This window comes from Pseudomonas sp. NFACC05-1, from assembly GCF_900100135.1.
Classification (GTDB): Bacteria; Pseudomonadota; Gammaproteobacteria; order Pseudomonadales; family Pseudomonadaceae; genus Aquipseudomonas; species Aquipseudomonas fluorescens_Q.
Window position 1 is genome coordinate 402,592 of the sequence record NZ_FMTR01000001.1, and the last position, 21,241, is coordinate 423,832.

At 62.1% G+C, this 21,241-nt stretch carries 15 protein-coding genes; 12 read left to right on the forward strand and 3 right to left on the reverse strand.

The genetic code is table 11. The features are described 5' to 3' along the window. Positions 1 to 177: 177 nt before the first annotated feature. Together BLO97_RS01845 and aldA are read left to right on the forward strand one after the other, a co-directional pair. A complete protein-coding gene (locus BLO97_RS01845) occupies positions 178 to 2,358 on the forward strand; it encodes a PQQ-dependent dehydrogenase, methanol/ethanol family (RefSeq protein ID WP_092344612.1) in 2,181 nt (726 codons plus the stop codon). Between the two features lie 62 nt (positions 2,359 to 2,420). Further along, a complete protein-coding gene (gene aldA, locus BLO97_RS01850) occupies positions 2,421 to 3,854 on the forward strand; it encodes an aldehyde dehydrogenase (RefSeq protein ID WP_092142255.1) in 1,434 nt (477 codons plus the stop codon). 64 nt (positions 3,855 to 3,918) lie between these two features. On the opposite strand, the gene BLO97_RS01855 is transcribed toward aldA, so the two are convergent. After that, positions 3,919 to 5,841: a sigma-54-dependent Fis family transcriptional regulator gene (locus tag BLO97_RS01855; protein WP_092344614.1), complete on the reverse strand. Its 1,923-nt coding sequence runs from the start codon at positions 5,839 to 5,841 to the stop codon at positions 3,919 to 3,921. Positions 5,842 to 6,003: 162 nt separating this feature from the next. Beyond that, entirely contained in the window at positions 6,004 to 6,897 is an 894-nt protein-coding gene (locus tag BLO97_RS01860) for a LysR family transcriptional regulator (protein ID WP_092344616.1), read from the reverse strand. A gap of 94 nt (positions 6,898 to 6,991) precedes the next feature. On the opposite strand from BLO97_RS01860, the gene BLO97_RS01865 reads away from it, so the two are divergent. Beyond that, positions 6,992 to 8,158: an MFS transporter gene (locus BLO97_RS01865; RefSeq protein WP_092142245.1), complete on the forward strand. Its 1,167-nt coding sequence runs from the start codon at positions 6,992 to 6,994 to the stop codon at positions 8,156 to 8,158. 277 nt (positions 8,159 to 8,435) lie between these two features. Here BLO97_RS01865 and BLO97_RS01870 read toward each other — a convergent pair whose 3' ends face one another. Beyond that, complete coding sequence (locus tag BLO97_RS01870) at positions 8,436 to 9,314, reverse strand: LysR family transcriptional regulator (RefSeq protein WP_092142241.1); 879 nt, start codon at positions 9,312 to 9,314, stop codon at positions 8,436 to 8,438. A gap of 133 nt (positions 9,315 to 9,447) precedes the next feature. Here BLO97_RS01870 and BLO97_RS01875 point away from each other — a divergent pair, with 133 nt between their 5' ends. The 9 genes from BLO97_RS01875 to BLO97_RS01915 all read left to right on the forward strand — a co-directional run bounded on the left by BLO97_RS01875 (position 9,448) and on the right by BLO97_RS01915 (position 21,238). Further along, positions 9,448 to 10,314: an alpha/beta hydrolase family protein gene (locus BLO97_RS01875; RefSeq protein WP_092344618.1), complete on the forward strand. Its 867-nt coding sequence runs from the start codon at positions 9,448 to 9,450 to the stop codon at positions 10,312 to 10,314. Positions 10,315 to 10,440: 126 nt separating this feature from the next. Then, a complete protein-coding gene (locus BLO97_RS01880; RefSeq protein WP_092142235.1) occupies positions 10,441 to 12,009 on the forward strand; it encodes an ABC transporter substrate-binding protein in 1,569 nt (522 codons plus the stop codon). An 11-nt stretch (positions 12,010 to 12,020) separates the two neighbouring features. After that, a complete protein-coding gene (locus BLO97_RS01885) occupies positions 12,021 to 12,962 on the forward strand; it encodes an ABC transporter permease (RefSeq protein WP_092142232.1) in 942 nt (313 codons plus the stop codon). Beyond that, entirely contained in the window at positions 12,959 to 13,828 is an 870-nt protein-coding gene (locus tag BLO97_RS01890; protein WP_092221720.1) for an ABC transporter permease, read from the forward strand. Before BLO97_RS01885 ends, BLO97_RS01890 begins: the two co-directional genes overlap by 4 nt. 2 nt (positions 13,829 to 13,830) lie before the next feature. Then, entirely contained in the window at positions 13,831 to 15,462 is a 1,632-nt protein-coding gene (locus BLO97_RS01895; protein ID WP_092142226.1) for an ABC transporter ATP-binding protein, read from the forward strand. Between the two features lie 129 nt (positions 15,463 to 15,591). Continuing rightward, the gene (locus BLO97_RS01900; RefSeq protein WP_092142223.1) at positions 15,592 to 16,872 is read left to right on the forward strand and encodes an OprD family porin; all 1,281 of its coding nucleotides are present in this window, start codon (positions 15,592 to 15,594) and stop codon (positions 16,870 to 16,872) included. 66 nt (positions 16,873 to 16,938) lie between these two features. Beyond that, a complete protein-coding gene (locus tag BLO97_RS01905; RefSeq protein ID WP_092344620.1) occupies positions 16,939 to 18,453 on the forward strand; it encodes a serine hydrolase domain-containing protein in 1,515 nt (504 codons plus the stop codon). Further along, the gene (locus BLO97_RS01910; RefSeq protein ID WP_092221728.1) at positions 18,450 to 19,775 is read left to right on the forward strand and encodes an omega-aminotransferase AptA; all 1,326 of its coding nucleotides are present in this window, start codon (positions 18,450 to 18,452) and stop codon (positions 19,773 to 19,775) included. Before BLO97_RS01905 ends, BLO97_RS01910 begins: the two co-directional genes overlap by 4 nt. Positions 19,776 to 19,789: 14 nt before the next feature. Further along, a complete protein-coding gene (locus BLO97_RS01915) occupies positions 19,790 to 21,238 on the forward strand; it encodes an aldehyde dehydrogenase family protein (RefSeq protein WP_092344622.1) in 1,449 nt (482 codons plus the stop codon). Positions 21,239 to 21,241: the final 3 nt, after the last annotated feature.

Here is a 21,241-nt window from a genome sequence, read left to right on the forward strand (position 1 = left end):
CTGTAGCGCTACTCGCTACACCTGTAGCGTCTTTCATGGATGAATAGCGCTTCGCCCCATCCCTGAATCCCATCAAATCAAGCTGTCGGCCCTATTTCAAGTCAATGGCATGGTCATTGCTCCTTCACGGGTGCGCATCGATATGACCGCGCCACTAATAAGAAAAGGACTACGCCCATGAGACAGATTGGCCATGCCTCGTTTTCCGGTGTTCGATCTACCGTCGCCGGTATCCCTCTGAAATCCCTGGCCGGCGCTTTGCTGTTGAGCCTGGCCACTGCGTCCGCCTTGGCTTCTGAGACGCCAGCCAATGTCGACAGTCAGCGACTGATTGCGGCCGATAAAGAACCCGGCAACTGGATGAGCACCGGGCGGACCTATGATGAGCAGCGCTACAGCCCGCTCAAACGGATCAGCGACCAGAACGTCGGTCAGCTTGGGCTGGCCTGGAGCTACAAGCTCGATCTGGATCGTGGTGTCGAAGCCACGCCGATCGTGGTCGATGGCGTGATGTACACCACTGGGCCGTTTTCGGTGGTGTACGCGCTGGATGCCCGTAACGGTAAATTGATCTGGAAGTACGACCCGCAATCGGACCGTAACCGCGCGGGCGAAGCCTGCTGCGACGCGGTCAACCGTGGCGTGGCCGTGTGGAAGGGCAAGGTCTACGTGGGCGTGCTTGACGGGCGCCTGGAGGCCATCGATGCCAAGACCGGTCAACGCGCCTGGTCGGTCGATACCCGGGCCGATCACAAGCGCAGCTACACCATCACTGGCGCGCCCAGGGTGGTCAACGGCAAGGTGGTGATCGGCAACGGCGGCGCGGAGTTTGGCGTGCGCGGCTATGTCACCGCCTATGATGCCGAGACTGGCAAGCAGGCCTGGCGGTTCTATACCGTGCCCGGCGACCCCAAGCTACCACCGGAAGACAAGGGCATGGCCATTGCCGCCAAGACCTGGCATGGCGACGCGTTTGTCGAGCAGGGCGGTGGCGGGACGGCCTGGGATTCGTTTGCCTTCGACCCGGATTTGAACCTGCTGTACATCGGTGTCGGCAACGGTTCGCTGTGGGACCCGAAATGGCGCAGCCAGGCCAAGGGCGACAATCTGTTCCTGTCGTCGATTGTCGCGGTCAACGCCGATACCGGTGAGTACGTCTGGCACTACCAGACCACCCCGGGTGACGCGTGGGACTACACCGCGACCCAGCATATGATCCTCGCCGAACTGCCCATTGACGGGAAACCGCGCAAGGTGCTGATGCAGGCGCCCAAGAACGGTTTCTTCTATGTGATCGATCGCGCTACCGGCCAGTTGCTTTCGGCCAAGGGCATCGTGCCGCAAAGCTGGACCAAGGGCATGGATATGAAGACCGGTCGGCCAATCGTCGATGACGAGAACGCTGCCTATTGGAAGGACGGCAAGCGCAAGCTGGTGACGCCGGCCTTCTGGGGCGCGCATGACTGGCAGCCAATGTCCTACAACCCGAAGACCGGGTTGGTGTATATCCCGGCCCACATCATGTCCGCCTACTACGAGCACATTCCCGAGGCGCCCAAGCGCAACCCTTTCAAGAGCATGTACCAGTTGGGCCTGCGGACCGGAATGATGCCGGAGAATGTCGACGGTCTGTTGGAAATGGCCAAGGGTTGGTCGGGCAAGCTGATCGCCTGGGACCCGGTCAAGCAGCAGCCGGCCTGGGAAGTGCCCTACGTGACGATCTTCAATGGCGGCACCTTGAGTACCGCCGGTAACCTGGTATTCGAAGGCAGCGCCGATGGCCGGGTGATCGCCTACGCGGCCGACACCGGTAAGAAACTCTGGGAGCAGCCTGCGGCCAGTGGGGTGATGGCAGCACCGATTACCTACAGCGTCGATGGCGAGCAGTACGTGACGTTCATGGCCGGTTGGGGCGGGGCATTTTCCACCTTTGCCGGCGCCCTGTCGCTGCGTGCCGGGGTGCAGCCCTTTTCCCAGGTGCTGACCTACAAGATTGGCGGCACCGCCAAGTTGCAGGAACCGGCGCCGCGTCCCGATACCCCGAAACCACCCGCGCTGAGCACCGACACCGCGGCCATCGAGGCCGGCGGCAAGCTCTATGACGGATATTGCTCGCAGTGCCATGGCATCCACGCGGTCAGCGGCGGCGTGTTGCCGGATCTTCGCAAGCTGACGCCGGAGAAACACCAGATGTTCCTCGGCATCCTGTTCGGTGGGCGTGTGCCCGATGGCATGCCGTCCTTTGCCGATGCCTTTACCCCCGAGCAGGTCGACCAGATCCATCAGTACCTGATCAAGCGGGCCCACGACCTTCAGGACGAAGGACTGGCCTGGAAAAAATTCAGCGCCAAGCAATAAGCCTCCGGCCGGCCGGTAGCCTTGCCGGTCGGTCGCACATCCTCGACAGGAGAGACGCGGATATGAGTGACATCATCTACCAGAACTACATCGCCAATGCCTTTATCGCCAGCGACGAGCATCTTGAGGTCCATAACCCGGCCAACGGCCAGTTGCTTGGGCGCGTGCCCCAAGGCAGCACCGCCGAAGTCGAGCAGGCCATCGCAGCCGCGCGCCAAGCCCAAAAGGCCTGGGCTGGCCGCCCGGCCATTGAACGTGCGGGCTATCTGCGCAAAATTGCCAGCAAGGTGCGCGAACACGGCGAGCGTTTGGCTCGGACCATTACTGCCGAACAGGGCAAGGTCCTGGAGTTGGCGCGGGTCGAAGTGAATTTCACGGCCGACTACCTCGACTACATGGCCGAGTGGGCGCGGCGCCTGGAAGGCGAAGTGCTGAGCAGCGACCGGGCCGGCGAGAGCATCTTTTTGCTGCGCAAACCCCTCGGCGTGGTCGCCGGGATTTTGCCGTGGAATTTCCCGTTCTTCCTGATCGCCCGCAAGATGGCGCCAGCGCTGTTGACCGGCAATACCATCGTCATCAAGCCGAGTGAAGAAACGCCGATCAACTGCTTCGAGTTCGCTCGCCTGGTGGCCGAGACGGATCTGCCCGCTGGCGTCTTCAACGTGGTGTGCGGCACCGGAGCTACGGTCGGCCATGCGCTGACCAGCCACCCAGGCATCGACTTGATCAGCTTCACCGGCAGCGTCGGCACCGGCTCGCGGATCATGGCCGCTGCGGCACCGAATATCACGAAACTCAATCTGGAACTGGGCGGCAAGGCCCCGGCCATTGTTCTGGCTGACGCTGACCTGGACCTGGCGATCAGGGCCATTACGGCCTCGCGGGTGATCAATACCGGGCAAGTGTGCAACTGCGCCGAGCGAGTCTACGTCGAGCGCAAGGTGGCCGATGCGTTTATCGAAGGTATTGCGGCGTCCATGGCGGCCACCCGGTATGGCGACCCTCTGGCCGAACATGGGTTGGACATGGGCCCGCTGATCAATCGCGCGGCGCTCGACAAGGTGGCGCAAATGGTCCGGACCGCGAGCGGGCAGGGTGCGCAGATTATCACCGGCGGCGCGGTGGCCGATCTAGGCCAGGGTTTCCACTACCAGCCAACCGTTTTGGCCGGGTGTTCCGCGAACATGGAAATCATGCGCAAGGAGATCTTTGGTCCGGTGCTGCCGATCCAGATTGTCGATGACCTTGACGAAGCGATTGCACTGGCCAATGACAGCGAATATGGCCTGACCTCGTCGATCTACACCGCGAGCCTGAGCGCTGCCATGCAGGCAACCCGCTTGCTGGATTTTGGTGAGACCTATATCAACCGCGAGAACTTCGAAGCCATGCAGGGCTTCCACGCCGGGACGCGCAAGTCAGGCATTGGCGGCGCCGATGGCAAGCACGGGTTGTACGAGTACACCCATACCCATGTGGTGTACATCCAGGCGTGACAGTTCCACTGCCATCAAAAAGCGCCCAGGCCGGATTCACGGTCTGGGCGTTTTGCATAGGGGATCAGAGACGGTCGTTGGGTTGCACTAAACGTTGCTTTTTCATCTGTCGATAGAGCGTCGAGCGAGCGACCCCCAACTCGGCGGCTGCCGCGCTGATGTTCCACCGATGCCGGCGCAAGATTTCCAGCAGATTCGACGCGGGTGGTTCGCTGCCCACGGACGGGTTGGCCAGCCGGGCATACGCGTCGCCCTGCAGCAGTTCGGCGGGGAGGCAGTCGACATCGACATTGCCGTCCTCGGCCATCGCCACCGCGTAGCGCAGGGCATTGATCAGTTGGCGGATATTGCCGGGCCAGGACGCCTCCAGCAGGCATTGGCGGGCCTGGGCGGTGAGCTGCACACCCTTGGCTTCGGCTTGGCTGTCGAGCAGACGCTGGATCAGTTGCGCGCGGTCATTGCGTTCGCGCAAGGGCGGCAGACTGAGGTTCATGCCGTTGAGGCGATAGAACAGATCCTCGCGAAAGTGTTTGTCGCGCAACATACCTTGCAGGTCTTGGTGCGTGGCGCAAATCACCTGGATGTCCAGTGATACCGGCATTGGAGCACCGATGGGGCTGATCTCCCGTTCGGCCAGTACGCGTAGCAGACGGGTTTGCAGATGGGCTGGCATATCGCCGATTTCATCGAGAAACAGCGTGCCGCCATTGGCCAGTTCCAGCTTGCCCTTCATGCCTTTTTTATCGGCACCGGTGAAGCTACCGCCACGGTAGCCGAACAGTTCACTCTCGATCAGGCTCTCGGGGATTGCCGCGCAGTTGAGTGCGATAAAGGGCTCGTCCCGGCGCGCGCTGGCCTGGTGAATGGCTCGTGCGAAGGCTTCTTTGCCAGTGCCCGTCTCGCCGGTGATCAGGATGGCGATGTCTTTGTCGATGACCTTGCGCAAACGGCGCACGGCCTGCTGTAGCGTCGGGTCATCACCGGCCAGTTGCTCCAGATCGGGGTGGCGGGGCCGCTGTGCCTTGGCCGGCGCTGGCGCCAGACGGTGATGGCTCGCGGGGATGCGCAGGCTCAGGTCCAGTAGCGCTTCGTCGTGCCGTGCACGCAGGCGCAGGCCGCGGGCGCCGCCGTTGGTCAGGCGCAGTAGCTCGTCGACGCCCATGGGCAGCAGTTGGTCGATAGGGCCGCCCAGCAGATGTGGGCCATCGGCCTGGTCATGGGCAACAAAGGCCGCGTGATTGGCACCGATCACTCGACCACTGTCATCCAGCGCCAGCAATTGCTCGTTGGCGAGATCGGCAATCTCGTCGATGGGCTTGAGCGATAGGGTCAGCCGATCCCGGTAGTTTTGGCGAAAGTGTGCGTTCTCGATCAAGCGGGCATACAGGATCACCAACTGCAGGGTCAGGTATTGGCTTTCCTTGGGTCCATTGCTGTTCAGGCAAGTAGCGTTCAAGCAACCCTGCAGAAGGCCCTGGGCGTTGAAAATCGGCGCAACGGAACAGCTCAGGCGAGCATTCGAGGTGAGGAAGTGCTCCTCGCGGTGGATGATCAACGGCTCGGCCGCAGCCAACGTGGTGCCGATGCCGTTGGTGCCGGCGATGGACTCGTCCCAGCGCGCCCCGACCACCAGGCCCGAGCGGACATAAGGAACAGGCTGGTCGGGCAGGCGAGCATCGAGGGTGATGCCGTGTTCATCGCTGAGCAACACCGCGAAGCCGGCTGGTACCACGCGCCGGGCCAAACCGCTGACGCCCTGGCTGGCGATATCGAGGTACTGTTGGTGTCGTTGCTGATGCTGGCGGATATCTTCGGCGCAAAGAACATCCAGGCGCGCGGACGAGGAGGGATCGAGTCGATGTTTTATGACGCTGCGATACCAGGACTGGGCAATCACCCGGTCCGGCCTGATTCGCCGCTCAGGGAAATGCTCGTTGACGAAGGCAGCGAGTTCGCTCGGATGGGGCTGCGCGCTATGCCGAGTCATGGGAGGCTCCGTGTAGCGTGCCGCTTCAGAGGGCGGGCACGGCGTTATTGTTATAGGTGCGACGAGCCACGGCCGTCAGGGCTTTAAGATAGTCCCTGTTCGCGGTTGACGCTATGCCAGGCCACATCTCAAGCACCCGGAAGGATTAAGTGACGCCACCGCTTACATCCGGTGATGTTCCAGCAGGAAATCCACGAACAGCCGCACCCGCGCCGGCATTGCCGAGCCCCCCACGAACACCGCATGGATCGGTTCTCGGTCGCCTGGGTTCCAGGCTTCCAGCAGCGGTATCAGGTCTCCGCGCTGCAGGTCCTCGCTCACGGTGAACTCGCCGATACGGGCAATGCCGGCACCGACTCGCGCGAATTGTGCCAACGCTTCACCACTGCTGCATTCGATGTTGCCGCTGACCTTCAGGGAGAACTCTCGTCCGTCGCGGATGAATGGCCAGTTGGGTTCGGCGCGCCGAAAGTTGAAGCGTAGGCAGTTGTGCCGTAGCAGGTCCTCCGGTTCCACCGGGGTGCCATGGCGCTGCAGATAGTCGGGCGATGCCACCACGACCTGGCCGGTGTCGCCGATCCTGCGCGCGGTCAGCGGGCTGTCCGGCAGATGGCCGAAGCGCACCGCCACGTCGGCCTGGCCACCGAGAATGTCGACGACTTCATCGCCCAGGGTGAGGTCGACGACGATGTTCGGGTAGCAGGCGCTGAAGGCTGCCACCAAGGGAACGATGGCCTGCCGCCCATGGCCAAGGGCGGCGCTGACGCGCAATCGGCCCCTGGGTACGCCCTGGTCGGCGATGGCTTCTTCGACCTCGTCCATGTCGGCCAGGATGCGCCGGGCGCCGCGCAGGAACGCCTCGCCCTCGGCGGTGAAGGTGATCGCTCGGGTGGTGCGCAACAGCAGGCGGGTACCCAGGCGTTGTTCGGTACGCGCGATGATCCGACTGACCGCCGAGGGTGTCAGCCCTAATGCACGCGCGGCGGCTGACAGGCTGCCTTCCCGCGCCACGGTGGCGAACACGCTCATTTCACCTGACCTGCCGTTGAAGTCCATTTGTGCCTCTTGCGCAAAGGTGATTGCCAGAAATGCTATCTACCGCCTGAAAAGACGGGATCGTAGCATTCGCAGCATAGATGAGGAGCCTTCCATGCGTATCAATCCACCACTTGTTGCACTCGCCATTGGTGCCTTTGGCATCGGCGTGACCGAGTTCGCCCCCATGGGCATGTTGCCGGGCATCGCTGCGGACCTCGGCGTTTCCATTCCCGCCGCCGGTCTGTTGGTCAGTGCCTACGCCCTGGGCGTACTGCTCGGCGCGCCGTTGATGACCCTGACCACCGGCAGGATTCCCCGGCGCTATCTGCTGATCGGGCTCATGGCGATTTTTACCCTGGGTAATCTGATGTCAGCCCTGGCGACCGATTACTACAGCCTTATGGTCGCCAGGGTGGTGACCTCACTGAACCACGGTGCGTTCTTTGGCGTTGGCTCCATCGTCGCCGCCAGCGTGGTCGCTCCGGAGAAACGTGCCGGGGCGGTGGCGGCCATGTTCATGGGCCTGACCCTGGCGACCATCGGCGGCGTGCCGCTGGCCACCTGGTTTGGCGAACTGTTCGGCTGGCGCACGGCATTCTGGGGTATCACCGGCCTCGGCGGGGTGACCATGGCCGCGTTGTGGTTCGCCTTGCCCAACCTGCAAATGCCGCAAGGCGTCGGCGTGCTGGCTGAAATTCGGGTACTGGGCCGTGGTCCGGTGCTGGGGGCGTTGGCCCTGACCGTCGTCGGCTCGGGGGCAATGTTTACCGTCTTCACTTACATCGCACCGATCCTCAGCAACGAGACCCACGCATCCACCGCTTACATCACCGCCATGCTGGTGCTGTTCGGTGTGGGATTGACGCTGGGCAACATGTGGGGTGGCAAGGCCGCCGACCGCTCGATAGACCGTACCCTGATCGTTTCGCTGAGCGTGCTGATTCTCGTCTTGCTGGCGTTCACCGCGCTGATGCGTTGGCCACTGCCGGCCGCCGTGGCCATCCTGATATGGGGTATCGCCAGTTTCGCCCTGGTGCCGCCGCTACAGATGCGCGTCATGGAAGCCGCCAAGGACGCGCCCAATCTGGCCTCGGCGGTGAATATCGGTGCCTTCAATCTCGGCAACGCGATAGGTGCGGCGCTGGGCGGAGCGGTGATCAATGCCGGGTTGGGTTATCCGGCGATTTCCCTGGCCGGAGCGGCGATGGCGGGTCTGGGGCTGCTGATGGTGTTGGCTTTTGCCTGGCGTTCCAGAGCGGCTGCAACGGCGGTTGCGTGACGATGCTGTGAGGGGGGGACTGTTAGTCCCCTTCGCCTCACGCGCCTGCTTGGCCATCGTGCGGCTAAACCCGCTGACGGATTGCCAGAGATAAAATCGAAGGCGGCTTGGGTGACGGCCGGCAGTGGGAAGCGATGCCGCGCACCGGGCTTGCACCCAATCCAAAGCGGGCTCATGAAGCCCGGGTGAGGAGACCGGGCATGACCCGAGAGCCTGAAGCCGGGCCACGGTTTGACTCCAGGCTATCTGGCGTTGCGGGAAAAGTGACAGACAAGAATCACTTCGCCACGGCCGACATCAGTAGCTTGCGAATCTCTCCGGTAATCGCACTTTTGGTGCCCTGTTCCAAGATCCCCACCCGACGTACGGCCAGGTCGCCCGGTAGCGGTAGCACCCGCAGGCTGGGGTCTTTGTGCCAGTCGAAGTTTTTCAGCAACGGCACGATTGCCACACCGACTTGTTGGCGAACCAGATCGGCGATGCCAATGATCGAGTTGAGCTCCAGGATCTCCAACGGCTCGACCGATTCGCTCTTGATGATCGACTGCACTTTTCGGCCCACTGCCGTGGATCTGTCGTAGCGAATGAACGGCTGCGTCCTGAGCAATTCCACGGCGTCGTCGATACCGGCGGTTTGTGTGGCATTGGCAAGCATGACGATCGGTTCGTTGTAGAGCAGGGTCCAGCTCAAGCCATCGAAGTTCTGCCGCGTGGTCTCGATCAGCAAGGCGGCGTCGAGCTTTGCGGCCTGTACGAGGTTGACCACTTCATCGGAGCGAGCGGTCATCAGATTGACCGATATCCGTGGGTGCAGCTTTTTCAGTTGCACCAGGCAATTGGCGAGCAAGCCCATACCGGAGGTAATGCCGCCGATGGACACTTCACCCTCCATGGCCATGTCATCGGGCGCTTCGGCGATCATTTGCTCGTAGTCCGCCAGCAAGCGCTTGGCTTTGGGCAGCAGCAACACGCCATCGCGATTCAGCTTGATCTGCCGCTGGCTGCGGTCGAACAGCGGCCGGCGCATCTCTTCCTCGAGTGCGCGCATTTGCTGCCCGACGGCGGCGTTGGTGAGGGCCACGCGTTCAGCCGCGGCGGCAAAGCTGCCGTACTCGGCAACGGCGATAAACGTCTTGAAAAAACGGATGTTGCTCATGGGGTGGTCCCGTAGCCGTGGGCAGGTCTTATTGTAAATATTTTGTTCAAGATCGATAAAGTTTAATTAGTTTTTCTTTTTGTGGCGCCCGGCCAATACTCAAACCCGAACTGACTTGGCGAATTTTCCACACATGAGCAATCCAGAGAACAATCCTATCGACGCCGCCTTGCGCGCTGCCAGGAGCGTCTATCACCTCGGCGTCACGACGGTGTACTCGCACCAGGAAGACAGCCGTTTTGCCTACACCCTCTATGTGCCCGAGAGCATCGAGGACAGCACTCGACCCGTGGACCTGGTGGTGTCGTTGCACGGTTCCACCCGTGCGATGGAGATTTATCGCAATGGCTTCGCGGAGTTCGGCCGCTGGAACGACTGCGTGGTTCTGTCTCCGCTGTTCCCGGTCGGTGTGCTGGGTGATGGCAATGGGGATGGTTATAAGCAGTTGGTCGAGGGCGACATTCGCTACGACAAGGTTCTGCTCGACATGATTGCCGCCGTGGGTAAGCGCTACGGGCGCTGCTTTGACACCTTCGCGTTGTTCGGTTACTCGGGCGGCGGGCAATTTGCGCATCGATTCTGCTATCTGCACCCGGAGAAACTTTGGGCAGTGTCTATCGGCGCGCCGGGTTCGGTTACCTTGCTGGATGCCGACCAGGACTGGTGGGTCGGGGTGCGGGACTTCGCGACGCGCTTCGGCAAACCACTGAACCTGCAAGCCTTGCAGCAACTGCCGGTGCACATGGTGGTGGGTGATGCGGACCTCGAAACGTGGGAAATCACCCATCGCGAAGACGGTAAACACTACATGGCAGGCGCCAACGCCGCCGGACGCACACGCCCGGAACGCCTGGCGACCTTGAAGGCAAGTTTCGAAGCCGCCGGTGTCCAGGTGCACTTCGACCTGTTACCCAATGTGGCCCACCAGGGCATCAAGGCCATGCCGGCGGCCCAGGATTTCTTCGCCAGGGTATTGCGCCACAAACGCAGCCTTGGCTGATACAACGCTGGTAGATGCACTCAGAACAGACCGTATAACAATAACCAAGGATTCAACCATCCTGACGCCGGTCCTGCCTTGGCCCTCGCCATTGACCGGAATATTTCTTCAAGGAGTCTTTCTCCCGTGAACAGTTATGTGAAGGCGGCGCTGGTCGTCGCGATATCGGCGTGCACAATGTCCATGGCCGTGGCGCAAGACAAGGTCATCCGTGTTGGCCTCAATGGTGATATCCGTAGCACCGACCCGGGCGTCAACCGCGACGACAATACCGACGCAGTGATGATGCATATCGTCGAGGGGCTGGTGGCGTATCGCGAAGACACCAGCATCGCGCCAATGCTGGCCCGCACGGTCGACATTTCGCCGGATGGCCTGCGCTACACCTTCACCTTGCGCGACGGGGTGCACTTTCAAAATGGCCAGTTGATGACGGCCAGGGAGGTGCAATGGACGTGGCAGCGTTACCTTGATCCCAAGACCCAGTGGCGCTGTCTGGCGGAGTTCGATGGCCGTGGCGCAGCCAGGATTGTCGATGTCTCCACCCCCGATGCGAAAACCGTGGTGTTCCAGCTAGACCAGGCCAACGGCTTGTTCCTGGCCGCGATGGCCCGCCCGGATTGTGCCGGCAGCGGCATCCTGCACCCGGACTCGGTGGCGGCTGATGGCAGTTGGCGCACACCGATCGGCACCGGCCCGTTCGCCCTGGGCAAATGGCAGAAGGGCCAGTACGTCGAGCTGGATCGCTTCAAGGCGTACACCCCGCGCACGGAGGCAGAGGCGGACGGTTACACCGGCAACAAGCAGGCATTTATCGACAAGGTGCGTTTCGAGGTGATCCCCGATTCGGCGTCGGCCAAGGCCGCCTTGCTGTCTGGTGGCGTGGACTTGCTGCCGGACGTGACGGCGATGGACGCTGCACAACTCAAGCAGGTCAACAACCTGGAGATTCAGGTCAGCCCGATCATGACCATCAGCGGCTTGTTGTTCCAGACCCGCGACCCGTTGCTCAAGGACGTGCGTATTCGGCGTGCGGTGGCGCTGTCCCTGGATTACGCGCAGATGGTTGCAGCATTGTCCGATGGCTTGTCGGTGGTGAACAACTCGGTGATTCCTACCGCCAGCCCCTATTACGACGCCGCTGCGCACCAGGGTTACACCTACAACCTCGACGAAGCGCGGCGCCTGTTGAAAGAGGCGGGTTATGGCGGCGAAAAAATCCGCATGCTGGTCAACAAGCGTTACCCGCAGATGTTCGATATGGGCTTGCTCAGCCAGGCCATGACCCAGGCGGCGGGGCTCAATATCGAGATGGAAACCCTGGAGTGGGGCACGCAACTGGAGCGCTACCAGACCGGCAGCTACCAGATGATGTCGTTCTCTTATTCGGGACGGTTCGACGCGGCGCAAAGCTACGAGTCGGTGATTGGCGACAAACAAAAGGAACCACGCAAAGTCTGGGACAACCCCGAGGCCCTGGCGATATTGCGTGAAGCCCAGCGTGAGTTGGACCCCGCCAAGCGCCGGCCCCTATTCGACAAGCTGCATGCCTTGATGCTCAAGGATGTGCCGATGGTGGTGATCTACAACGGTACAGCCATCGGCGCCATGAACAAGCGCATTGAAGGTTACCGCTCCTGGCCCGTTGCCAAGCCACGCCTGTGGGGCGTGAAGCTGGCCGACACTACCCACTGAGGCATACGGCTATGTTTCGATTCATATTGCACAGGCTCGGCATGGCGGTGCCGACCCTGTTGCTGATCTCGGTCATTGTGTTTGCCTTGATCCGCCTGATCCCCGGTGACCCTGCGCTGCTGATGCTCGGCGACATGGCCGACCCGAAAAGCCTGGCCGATATGCGTAGAAGCCTGGGGCTGGATCATTCAGTGGTGACTCAGTACCTGGTCTGGCTCAAGTCGGTGCTCAGTGGCGACCTTGGAATATCCATCAGCAGTCGCCAGCCTGTGCTGGAGTTGCTGGTCGAGCGTTTCAGCGTCAGCGCCACGGTGGTGCTGGTGGCAGTGTTACTGGCGACCCTGCTCGCGGTGCCGGTGGGCTTGCTCGCGGCCTGGAAGCAAAACAGCGCGATGGACCTGGGCCTGGTGGCGACTGCGACGTTGCTGTTGTCGGTGCCGAGTTTCTGGCTGGGGTTGCTGTTGCTGTATGTCTTCGGCATTCAGTTGGGCTGGTTGCCGGTGATCGGCTACGTCGGCTTCGCCAGCGACCCTGTGAAGGCGCTGACGTATGTGGTGCTGCCGATCATCACCTTGACCCTCGTGGAGTTCGGCGCCATTGCGCGGATGGCGCGGGCCAGCACCATTGAAGTGCTCCGCCTGGAGTACATCGCCCATGCACGGGCCAAGGGCTTGTCCGAGCGTGCGGTGCTGTGGAAGCACGCCTTGCGCAATGCGTTTGCGCCGACCTGGACGCTGATCGGTCTGATCCTCGGCAATTTGCTCGGCGGTATCGCAGTCCTGGAGACCGTATTCACCTTGCCGGGTATCGGCCGGTTGATGGTCGATGCGATTTTTTCCCGCGACTACCCGGTGCTGCAAGGCTGCCTGCTGCTGGTGACGTGCATCTACGTGGTGGTCAACCTGTTGGTGGATCTGCTGTATCCGTTGTTCGATCCAAGGGTGAAGCTATGAATCCCAAGACTCCTGCTTTGCCGACCGGGCTGGTTACTCCGCCTCGGCGGTCCTGGCGTTACCCGCCGCTGAATGCATTGATCGGCGGCACGTTGCTCGCCGCCCTGGTATCGCTGGCTCTGCTGGGCGTGGTGTGGACGCCGTACGACCCACTCAAGCTGGACCTGTTGTCGCGCCTGCATGCGCCGAATGCAACGCACTGGCTAGGCACTGACGAATTCGGCCGCGACGTATTCAGCCGTTTGATCATCGGTGCGCGCACCAGTCTGTGGATCAGCCTGCTCTCGGTAAGCGTGGCGGTTATCTGCGGCACGGTGATCGGCATGCTCGCCGGTTACCTGCGTGGTTGGACCGATCGCGTGCTGATGATGCTCAACGATGCACTGCTGGCGTTCCCCGGCATTCTCATGGCGCTGGGCATCATGGCGATCGTCGGCGCCAGTCAGTACGGCATCGTGCTCGCGCTGGGCATCGCTTACACCCCCTCGGTGGTGCGAGTGGTGCGGGGCAGCGTGTTGTCGCTGCGGGAGCTGGAGTTTATCGAGGCGTCGCGAGTGATTGGCAACTCGGAGTTGTACACCATGTTCCGGCACATCACCCCGAACTGTCTGGCGCCGCTGTGCGTGCTCGCCACCAGCATGTTCGGCTGGGCCTTGCTCTCGGAGAGTGCGCTGAGCTTCCTTGGCCTTGGGGTGCCACCGCCCGCCGCCACCTGGGGCAGTATGCTTTCGGCCAGCCGTACCTACATTTCGACTGCGCCGTGGTTGGGTATCTTCCCGGGCATCTTTATCAGCCTGACGTTGTTGGCTATCAATCTGTTCGGCGATGCCTTGCGTGATCGTCTCGACCCGCGCATGAGGAAATGAGCATGAGCGCTCCGGTTACGTTACTGGCTGTTGAAAATCTACAGATTCGTGTCGGCGCGGACGGTCCGCTGGCCGTCGATGACTTCAGTTTCACCATGGCCCCCGGTGAAATCGTCGCGTTGGTGGGCGAGTCGGGCAGCGGCAAGACCATGGCCGCCCGTGCTGCCATTGGCTTGCTGCCGGCGCCCATGCAGGTGTGTGGTGGTCGTATCCTCTTTCAGGGTGAGCCACTCGATAGCGGCAATGCCAAGGCAATGCGCAGCGTGCGCGGTGCACGGATTGGCATGGTCTTCCAGGAACCGATGGTTTCGCTCAACCCGGCCTTGACGATCGGCCGGCAGATGAGTGAGGCACTCAAGCTACACACCGCGCTCGACGCCGCGACTATCCGTCTGCGCTGTATCGCCATGCTGCAGCGCATCGGCATCAAGGACGCCGAGAAGTGCCTGGCGTCTTACCCGCACCAGTTCTCCGGCGGCATGCGCCAACGCATCATGCTCGCGTCGGTGATGTTGCTGCGCCCGGCACTGCTGATCGCCGATGAGCCGACCACCGCGCTGGATTGCCTGGCACAACTGGACGTGATCGAGCTGATGCTGGAACTGACGCGTGAGCAAGGCACTGCGATCTTGTTTATCAGCCACGACCTGTCCCTGGTGGCGCGTTATGCCCACAAGGTGGTGGTGATGCGCTCGGGTAGGGCGGTGGAGCAAGGCCGGATCGAAGACATCCTGTTCGCACCAAAGGCCGAGTACACCCGGCAGTTGCTGGAAGCGCTGCCACGCCGTGGCGAGCTGGTGCCATTGCCGTCGGCCGACCGCGCGCTGTTGCAGGTTCAGGATGTGTGCATCGAGCATCCCGGCCCGCGCAGTTTTTGGGGGCGCAGCGTGCCAAAGCGCGTGGTGCACTCGGTGAACCTGAGCATCGCTCCCGGCGAGACCCTGGCCCTGGTCGGTGGTAGCGGCTCGGGTAAGACGACCCTCGGCCGTGCGGTGGTCGGATTGGTCACGCCATGTGCCGGGTCGATCCTCTTCCAAGGCGTGGACATACTCAAGGCCGCCAACCGCACGCATCGCCTGCACTGCCAGATGATTTTCCAGGACCCGTATTCGTCCCTCGACCCACGCATGACCGTCGGCCAGATCATCGCCGAGCCGTTGCGCCATGAGCCAGGGCTGACACCCGCGCAAAAACGCCAACGGGTCACCGAGACCCTGGTCGACGTGGGCCTGCCTGAACAGTTCCGCGAGCGCTTTGCTCATCAACTCTCCGGTGGTCAACGCCAGCGCGTGGCGATTGGCCGGGCGCTGGTCAGGCGGCCCAAACTGGTGATCGCCGACGAGCCGATCTCGGCATTGGATATGACCATCCAGAAGCAGATCCTCGAACTGTTCGAGCGTCTGCAACGCCTATATGGGTTTGCCTGCCTGTTTATCTCCCACGATCTCTCGGCGGTGGAACGTATCGCCCATCGCGTGGCGGTGATGAATCAGGGCGAGGTGGTGGAGATGGGCTCGCGGGACATGATCTTCGACACCCCACAACACCCCTATACCCGCCGGCTGCTCGCGGCGGCCAGCCCCTTGGAGAAACGTGCGGATGGCAGTTATCGCCTCCGTGCCAGCGTGATTTAGCGACTGCTGTACCCCAGGCCACGGTTTGAACCCCGACCCTTCGTAAATCAGTGATTTGCGGAGCCGGCGAAGCCATGGCCGAAGAAAACAAAAACAAACCCACTCAACCTGTCTGCCAGGAACGTACACATGAATAACCGCATCACCAAAGTCGTTATCAGTGCTGGTGTCATGGGCGCCGGTTTCATGCCCCTGTTTGCCCAGGCTGACTTCGTCGCTGACAGCAAAGCTGCGCTTGAACTGAAAAACTATTACTTCAACCGCGACTACCGCGAATCCAGCGGGCAGAACAAGCGGGCGGAGTGGGCACAGGGGTTTATCCTCAACGTTGAATCGGGTTTCACCGAAGGTACCGTCGGTTTGGGTATCGACATGGTCGGCATGTTGGGGGTGAAACTCGATTCCAGCCCGGACAACTCAGGCACCGGGTTGCTGGCACGCTCAAGCGTGGCCGAGCCGGGCTCCCCCAGCTATGCCCGTCGCGCCCATGACAACTACGCCAAAGTCGGTATCACCGGCAAGGCGCGCCTGGCGCAGAGCGAGCTGCGCGTGGGCTACATGGTGCCGGACTTGCCAACCCTGCAACCGAACCTCAGCCGTCTTTTTCCACAGAGCTTCAGTGGTACGGCGCTGGTCTCCAAAGACATCGACAACCTGACGCTGAACGTGGGCCAACTGGATCAAGTCAAGCAACGTGACTCGACTCACTACGAGGACATGGGACTTACCAGCCAGTACGGTGCCTACAAAAGCAGCGCCAAAAGCGATGAGTTTCGCTACGCCGGCGGCGAGTACAAACTGACGCCCAGCACCGTGGTCACCTACCAGTTCGCGCAGCTGGAGAGCCTGTACCAGCAGCACTACCTGGGTCTCAAAAACAGCTTCAAGTGGGGCCCTGGTACGTTCAAGACCGACATCCGTTACTTCAACGCCAACGAAGACGCCGCGGCGCTGGCCGGCAAAGTCGATAACCGTGCATTGAGTACCCGTGTGGGCTACGGCCTCTATGGCCACAGCCTGAGTGGTGGGTACCAGGCGCAGTACGGTTCGACACCGTTCACTTATGTCGACGGCACCAACACTTACCTGTTCACCGAATACCAACTGGCCAACTTCTCCCAGACCGGCGAACGGGTATGGCATGCCCGCTATGACTATGACTTCGCCACGCTGGGCATGCCGGGGCTGTTGTTTTCGACGCGTTATGCCCGGGGGGACAACGCCAGGGTCATCGGCTTCAACGGGGAAGGGCGTGAGTGGGAGCGTGATTTCAGCCTGGGCTATGTGGTGCAGAACGGCACTTTCAAGAACGTGTCGCTGCGTTGGCAGAACGCCAACGCCACCAGCAACTTCGCCCGCGACACCAATGAAAACCGAGTGATCCTGGGCTACACCCTGGCGCTCTGGTAGCGGTAACGACGCGCAGCAGGGTGAGCCTGTTGCGCGTCCAAGCAGTGTAATGAGGGGATAGATCAGATGACGAGTTTGCCGTTGCGGCGGGCAGCGCCCAGTCAACAACGCGTATCGGCGCGTGGCGTGAGTGATTTCATCGATGCGGTGAATGCCGCGGGCCTGGAACTGCACAGTTTCATGCTGTATCGCGAAGGCGCGGTGGTGGCCGAAGCATTCTGGGCGCCTTACCGTGCCGACCGGCTCCACGTCCAGCACTCGGCGACCAAGAGCTGGGTGTCCATGGCCATCGGGTTGTTGGTCGACGATGGCGTGCTGTCGCTGGATGCCAAGGTCGTCGGTTTTTTTGCCGCCGATTGCCCGGCTCACATCAGCGAACACCTGGCGGCCATGACCGTGCGCGATTTGCTGACCATGCGTACCGGTCACCGGCAGGGCATCTCCGGGGGAGCCTGGCGCGGCCGCAGTGAAAGCTGGGTCAAATTGTTCCTTGATGAGCCGGTCGAAGACCCGCCAGGACAACGTTTCATCTACAGCAGCGCGTCGAGTTTCATGCTCTCGGCGATTGTCACGGCGGTCAGTGGCCAGACAGCCTTTGAACTGTGCAACGCACGTATCTTTCAACCCATGGGCATGGGCCGCATCGAGTGGGACCTCGCGCCCGGGGGCTATAACACCGGCGGTAATGGCTTGAGTTGCTGCACCGAGGATTTGCTCAAGCTCGGTGTGCTGCACTTGCAGCAAGGCCGCTGGGAAGGGCAGCAATTGCTGTCCAGCGAGTGGGTGGCCGAAGCCACGCGCGGGCATGTCGAGGATGTATGGATGGGGACCTTCGACGGCAAGCGCTACCTCGGGCGCGATGAATCAGGCGACGCCGGCATCACGCGCCGCGAGGGCTACGGTTACCAGTGGTGGATGACCCTGCACGGTGGCTACTACGCCTCCGGGGTGTTTGGTCAGCAGTGCATTGTGCTGCCGAAGCAGAAGGCGGTGATTGCGTTTACGGCTGGGCTGCCTTTGGGCGAGCGGCGTTTGCACGGCCTGCTGTGGGAGCATCTGTTTCCTGCCCTGGACGTGTCGGCCGACAGCGGGGCCGATGAAGGGCTTGCCGCACTGTTGGCGCGCCAGCAACTGCCACCCCTGGCTGGCGCGTCGACCTCGCCGCGCCAAGCCGAGTTCAGCGGCACGTTCGAGATGGAGGCCAATGAAGACCAGGTCAGCCAGGTGCGCCTGGTGTTCGGCGCCGGCTACTGTGAGCTTTACCTCACGGATCCGCGTGGGACCCACTGCATTCGCGCCGGATTCGCCGACGCCATCGAAAGCCGCACCAGCATGACCGGCCACTACCTGCATCACCAGTACCAGGCGCCCATCACTCCAGTCGTGGCGCAGGCGGCCTGGATCGATGGGGTGTTGATCATGGCCTGGCAATTTGTCGAAACGGCGTTTTGTGATCGCGTCATCTGCCGGCTTGAGCACGGCACCTTGTCTGTAGACCGCAGCGTCAATGTCAACGCAGGCCCGTTGCAGCGCCCGACGCTGACCGGCCATCCGAGTAAAGCTCTGCAGGAGTCACTATGAACGATATTACCCATCCGACAGGTTCCGCGCGTGGCGCGTTCTGGGCGCCGTTTACCCCGATGCGCCAGTTCTTGCAGCAACCGATGATGTTCACCAGCGCCGACGGTATGTACTACACCACCACCGATGGCCGGCGTGTACTCGATGCAATGGCAGGGTTGTGGTGCGTCAACGCCGGGCATGGCCAGCCCAGAATCGTCGAGGCCATTCGCGAAGCGGCTGGGCGCCTGGATTTCGTCTCGTCGTTCAAGATGAGTCACCCCCAGGCCCTGGAGATGGCCGAGCGCCTGATCGGCATCAGCCCGGCGGGCATGGAGCAGGTGTTCTTTACCAACTCGGGTTCCGAGGCGGTGGACACCGCGCTGAAGATCGCCCGGGCGTATCACCAGGCCCGGGGCGACAGCCGTCGCACCAAGTTTATCGGGCGGGCCAAGGGGTACCACGGCATGGGGTTCGGGGGCCTTTCGGTGTCGGGTATCGGCCGGCAGAAACGTGACTTTGGCCCGTTGCTGGGAGAGGTGTCACACCTGCCGCTGCCGTACGACGCGGGAATGCGTTTCAGCGTGGGGCAGCCGCAGCAGGGCGTGGCTTACGCCGAGGCACTGTCGCAACTGCTGGACATCCAGGACCCGGGCACCGTGGCCGCGGTCATCGTCGAGCCGGTAACCGGCTCCGGCGGCGTGTATCCACCGCCTCAGGGGTATTTGCAACGATTGCGCGAGATCTGCACCCGGCACGGCGTGCTGCTGATATTCGACGAAGTGATTACCGGCTTTGGTCGCGTCGGCGCCAGCTTTGCCGCCCAAGCGTTCGGCGTTACGCCGGACCTGATCACCACCGCCAAAGGCCTGACCAACGGCGCCGTGCCCATGGGGGGTGTGTTGGTCAGTGGCGCGGTGTATGACGCGTTCATGGCCGGGCCGGCGAACACCATCGAGCTGATGCACGGCTACACCTATTCGGCGCACCCGCTGGCGTGTGCGGCTGGGTTGGCGACCATCGAGGTGCATCGTGAATTGGGCATCAACCAACACGTCAATGCAGTCAGCGGCCTCTGGCAGTCTGCCGCGCTGACGCTGCAGGGCGTTGGTCCGGTGCTGGACGTTCGCGCCATCGGCTTGCTCTGTGCCGTGGAGCTGGAGCCGCGTCCCGGTGCCATCGGCGCGCGCGGCAGCGAAGTCGCACAGTGGTGCTTTGAGCATGGCGTACTGGTGCGCGGCTCGGGTGACACCATCGTGATCTCGCCGCCGTTGGTCATCAGCCCGCAAGAGATCGCCCAGGTGTTCGACACCTTGGCGCGTGCGTTGAGTCAGGTTGCCTGAGGGGAGTGGATCGCATGTCTGATTTGTTTGAGTTCTACATTGATGGCGACTGGGTCAAGCCGCACGGCGACACCGTCGAAACGGTGGTCGACCCGTCTACCGAGCAGGTGGTTGCGCGCATCATCCTGGGTGACGCCCATGATGTGGACCGCGCCGTCTGCGCGGCACGCCAGGCTTTCCCCGCGTTCGCCGCGAGTTCGCTTGAGTCGCGTATCGACCTGCTGCACAGCATTATCGAGGCCTACGAACGCCACAGCGAGGCTTTAATCGAAGCGGTCCACCTGGAGATGGGCGCACCACTTTCCCTGGCTCGCAATGCTCATGTGCCGGCGGGCCTGGGCCATCTGGTACAGGCGCTGCAAGTGCTGCGCGAGTACCGCTTCGAACGTCGCTTGGGCAATTCGCTGGTGGTGCGTGAGCCCATCGGCGTGAGTGCCCTGATCACGCCTTGGAACTGGCCGCTCAATCAACTCACCTGCAAGCTGGCGCCCGCCTTGGCGGTGGGCTGCACCGTGGTACTCAAGCCGAGCGAGCGCGCGCCGTTGTCAGCCCATATCCTCGCCCAGGTACTCCATGAGGCCGGAGTACCCAAAGGCGTGTTCAACCTGGTCAACGGCGACGGCCCTGGCGTGGGCGCCGCACTGGCACGTCACGCTGATGTGGATATGGTTTCCTTCACCGGCTCGACTCGCGCCGGTATCGCGGTGGCCAAGGCAGCGGCCGATACGGTCAAGCGTGTGTCCCAGGAACTGGGCGGAAAATCCGCGAATATCCTGCTCGATGACGCCTACCTGCCTGACGCGGTGCGGCACGGCGTGTTGGGTTGTATCCGCAACAGTGGCCAATCATGTAATGCACCGACGCGCCTGCTGGTGCCCCGTGCGCAACAACAGGCGGTGATCGATATCGCCAGAGAAGTGCTGGCACAGGTGTGCTTCGACGACAGTAACCCGACCTCGGCGATCGGTCCGGTGGCGAACGCCCAGCAGTTCGAGCGGGTACAGGCCATGATCGCGCGGGCCATTGCCGAGGGTTCGCGGTTGATCGCCGGAGGGCTGGGACGGCCACAAGGGATTGAACGCGGTTACTATGTGCAACCGACGATATTTGCCGACATCACGCCGGATAAGTGGGTGGCACGCGAAGAAATCTTCGGCCCGGTCCTGGTGATCATGCCCTATGACAGTGAGGCCGAGGCGATAGCCATCGCAAACGACAGCCCTTACGGCTTGTCGGGTTACGTCACCTCGGCAAGCCTGGAGCGCAGCCGCACGGTTGCCCGCCAACTGCGCACGGGCATGGTCCACCTCAACGGCGCACGGGCTGACCAGGCCGCGCCGTTTGGTGGCTATAAGCAGTCGGGTAATGGACGTGAATGGGGTGAGCTGGGGTTTGACGAGTACCTGGAGATCAAGTCGCTGTTCGGGTATGAGCGGTTACAAACTGTCGGCTCATTGCCGTAGCGT